At 67.6% G+C, this 3,977-nt stretch carries 2 protein-coding genes; both read left to right on the forward strand.

What is annotated here, in order from left to right; genetic code table 11:
- Positions 1 to 15: 15 nt before the first annotated feature.
- Complete coding sequence (locus JYJ84_RS30365) at positions 16 to 3,189, forward strand: efflux RND transporter permease subunit (protein WP_205189872.1); 3,174 nt, start codon at positions 16 to 18, stop codon at positions 3,187 to 3,189.
- Positions 3,186 to 3,977, forward strand: a 792-nt coding sequence (locus JYJ84_RS30370) for a TolC family protein (RefSeq protein ID WP_205189873.1), incomplete at its 3' end; no start/stop codon positions are given. The genes JYJ84_RS30365 and JYJ84_RS30370, both read left to right, overlap by 4 nt.

Below are 3,977 nucleotides of genomic sequence, written 5' to 3' on the forward strand. Positions count from 1 at the left end.
GACGGGAGACACGCCATGGATTTCTCCCGATTCTTCATCGACCGGCCGATCTTCGCGGTCGTGCTGTCGATCGTCATCTTCGCGATCGGCCTGATCTCGATTCCGATGCTGCCGGCCGGCGAGTACCCGGAAGTCGTGCCGCCGAGCGTCGTCGTGCGGGCGACGTACCCGGGCGCGAACCCGAAGGAAATCGCCGAATCGGTCGCCGAACCGCTGGAAGAGGCGATCAACGGCGTCGAAGGCATCATGTACATGAAGTCGGTCGCAGGTTCCGACGGCAGCCTGCAGGTCGTCGTCACGTTCCTGCAGGGCGTCGATCCCGACACGGCCGCCGTGCGCGTGCAGAACCGCGTGAGCCAGGCGCTGTCGCGCCTGCCCGACGAGGTGCGTCAATACGGCGTGACCACGCAGAAGCAGTCGCCGACGCCGCTGATGTACGCGAGCCTCTATTCGCCGGACAACAGCCGCGATTCGCTGTACCTGCGCAACTACCTGACGCTGCACGTGAAGGACGAGCTGTCGCGGCTCACCGGTGTCGGCGACGTCGGCTTGTCCGGTGCCGGCGACTATGCGATGCGGCTGTGGCTCGACCCGAACCGGCTCGCGTCGCGCGGGCTGACCGCGAGCGACGTGATTGCCGCCGTGCGCGAGCAGAACGTGCAGGTGTCGGCAGGCCAGCTCGGCGCGGAGCCGACGCCGAAGAAAAACGACTTCCTGCTGTCGATCAACGTGCGCGGCCGGCTGCGCACGGCGCAGGAGTTCGGCGACATCGTGCTGCGCACCGGCGACGACGGCCAGGTCGTGAAGCTGTCGGACGTCGCGCGTGTCGAACTTGGCGCGGGCGACTACACGCTGCGCTCGTACTTCAACGACAAGCAATCGGCCGTGGTCGGCATCTTCCTGTCGCCGGGCGCGAACGCGCTCGAGGTTGCGAAGGCCGTGTATGCGAAGTTCGACGAACTGTCGAAGCGCTTCCCGCCCGGCGTCGCGTTCCGTCCCGTGTGGGATCCGACGGTGTTCGTGCGCGAATCGATCCGCGCGGTGCAGCACACGCTGATCGAGGCCGTCGTGCTGGTCGTGCTCGTCGTGATCCTGTTCCTGCAGACGTGGCGCGCGTCGATCATTCCGCTCGTCGCGGTGCCCGTGTCGGTGGTCGGCACGTTCGCGTGGCTCTATCTGCTCGGCTATTCGATCAACACGCTGACGCTGTTCGGGCTCGTGCTTGCGATCGGGATCGTCGTCGACGATGCGATCGTGGTCGTCGAGAACGTCGAGCGCAACATCGCGCAGGGCCTGAGCCCACGCGACGCCGCGCACCAGGCGATGCGCGAGGTGTCGGGGCCGATCGTCGCGATCGCGCTCGTGCTGTGCGCGGTGTTCGTGCCGATGGCCTTCATGTCCGGCGTCACGGGCCAGTTCTACCGGCAGTTCGCGGTGACGATCGCGATTTCGACGGTGATCTCGGCGATCAACTCGCTGACGCTGTCGCCCGCGCTCGCCGCGAAGCTGCTGCGCCCGCACGGCGCGCCGAAGGATGCGCTCACGCGCGGGCTCGACCGTGCGTTCGGCTGGCTGTTTCATCCGTTCAACCGCTTCTTCGACCGCAGTTCCGATCGCTATCACGGCTTCGTGTCGCGCACGCTGAAGCGGCGCGGGGTGGTGTTCGCGGTCTATGCGGCGCTGCTCGCGGCGACCACGCTGCTGCTCAACGCGGTGCCGGGCGGCTTCATCCCCGTGCAGGACAAGCTGTACCTGTTCGCGGGCGCGAAGCTGCCGGAAGGCGCGTCGCTCGCGCGCACCAGCGAGGTGACCGAGCAGATGACGAAGATCGCGCTCGGCACCGACGGTGTCGAGATGGTGCCGGCGTTTGCCGGGCTGAATGCGCTGCAGGGCGTGAACACGCCGAACATCACGAACTCGTACGTGATCCTGAAGCCGTTCGACCAGCGCCACCGCAGCGCCGCGCAGATCAACGCGGACCTGAACGCACGTTTCGCGGCGATCGGCGGCGGCATTACCTATGCGCTGATGCCGCCGCCGATCCAGGGCCTCGGCAACGGCTCAGGGTATTCGCTGTACCTGGAGGATCGCGGCGGGCTCGGCTACGGCGCATTGCAGAACGCGCTCACCGCGTTCCAGTCCGCGGTCGCGAAGACGCCGGGGATGAGCTACCCCGTCAGCTCGTACCAGGCGAACATCCCGCAGCTCGAGGTGAAGGTCGACCGCTTGAAGGCGAAGGCGCAGGGCGTCGCGCTGACCGACCTGTTCAGCACGCTTCAGGTCTATCTGGGCTCGATGTACGTGAACGACTTCAACCTGTTCGGCCGCGTGTACCGCGTGATGGCGCAGGCGGATGCCGGCCACCGGCAGACGGCCGCCGACATCGCGAACCTGCGCACGCGCAATTCGAAGGGCGAGATGGTGCCGATCGGCTCGATGGTGACGGTGGCGCCCGCGTACGGGCCCGACCCGGTGGTGCGCTACAACGGTTATCCGGCCGCGAACCTGATCGGCGACGCCGATCCGAAGGTGATGTCGTCGTCGCAGGCGATCGAGAAGCTGCAGCAGATCGCGAAGGACGTGCTGCCGCCGGGCATCACGCTCGAATGGACCGACCTCAGCTACCAGCAGGTCACGCAAAGCAACGCGGCGATCGTCGTGTTCCCGCTCGCGGTGATGCTCGTGTTCCTCGTGCTCGCGTCGCTGTACGAGAGCTGGACGCTGCCGCTCGCGGTGATCCTGATCGTGCCGGTGTGCATCTGCGCGGCGCTGTTCGGCGTGTGGCTGTCCGGTGGCGACAACAACGTGTTCGTGCAGGTCGGTCTCGTCGTGCTGATGGGATTGGCGTGCAAGAATGCAATCCTGATCGTCGAGTTCGCACGCGAACTCGAAATCCAGGGCAAGGGCGTGATCGAGTCCGCGCTCGAAGCGTGCAAGCTGCGGCTGCGCCCGATCGTGATGACGTCGGTTGCGTTCATCGCGGGCTCGGTGCCGCTGCTAATTGGCGGCGGCGCGGGCAGCGAAGTGCGGGCGGCCACCGGCATCACCGTGTTCGCCGGGATGCTGGGCGTCACGCTGTTCGGGCTGTTCCTCACGCCCGTGTTCTATGTGGCGATCCGCAAGCTCGCGGGCGGCACACCGGCCGTGTGGAGCGAACACCACGGCACCCTCGAAGGAGAAAACCGATGAGCGCCGCTTTCCGTCTTTCCGCGCTCGCGATGTCGGTGACGCTCGCCGCGTGCGCGGTCGGCCCCGATTTCAAGCGGCCCGACACGGCCACCACCGCGCGGTTCGCGCGCGACGCGCATCCGGCGTCGCCGCGCGATACGTCGCCGTCCGATACGACGGCGAATACGCCGCCCGACGCGTCGGCCGACGCCGATGCCGCGTTCTGGCGCGGCTTCGGCGATCCGACGCTGACGCAGCTGATCGACTCGGCGCTCGCGGCGAACCAGGATCTGCAGGTCGCCGTGTCGCGCTACGACGCATCGAATGCGCTGCTGTCGCAGGCCACGTTCGACCGCTACCCGACGATCACCGCGAGCGGGCAGATCGGCCATCAGCTGATGAGCAAGGACCAGGCGTTCGGCGCGCCGCGCAGCCAGCGCGATACGCCGACCTCCAGCGTCGGAATCAATGCGGCGTGGGAACTCGACCTGTTCGGCCGCGTGCGCCGTTCGATCGAATCGCAGCGTGCCGAAACGGCCGCCAGCGCGGCGGACGTGCGCGCGGTGCGCGTCGCGATCGCCGGCGAGGTGGCGAGCACGTACGTCGATCTGCGCGGCTCGCAGGAGCGGTTGCGGATCGCGCGCGAGAACGCCGACAACCAGAAGCAGACGCTCGCGCTGATCAATGCGCGCGTCGGCGCGGGGAGAGGGTCCGAACTCGATGCGGCGCGGGCGCGCGCGCAGTACGAATCGACGACGTCGCGGATCGCCGTGTACGAAGCGGCGATCGGCGTCGACGAGCACCGGCTC

The organism is Burkholderia sp. LMG 13014 (assembly GCF_905232215.1).
Classification (GTDB): domain Bacteria; phylum Pseudomonadota; class Gammaproteobacteria; order Burkholderiales; family Burkholderiaceae; genus Burkholderia.

Coding starts and splice junctions, on each gene's coding strand:
- JYJ84_RS30365 (WP_205189872.1), top strand. CDS start 16: ATGGATTTCTCCCGATTCTTCATCGACCGGCCGATCTTCGCGGTCGTG.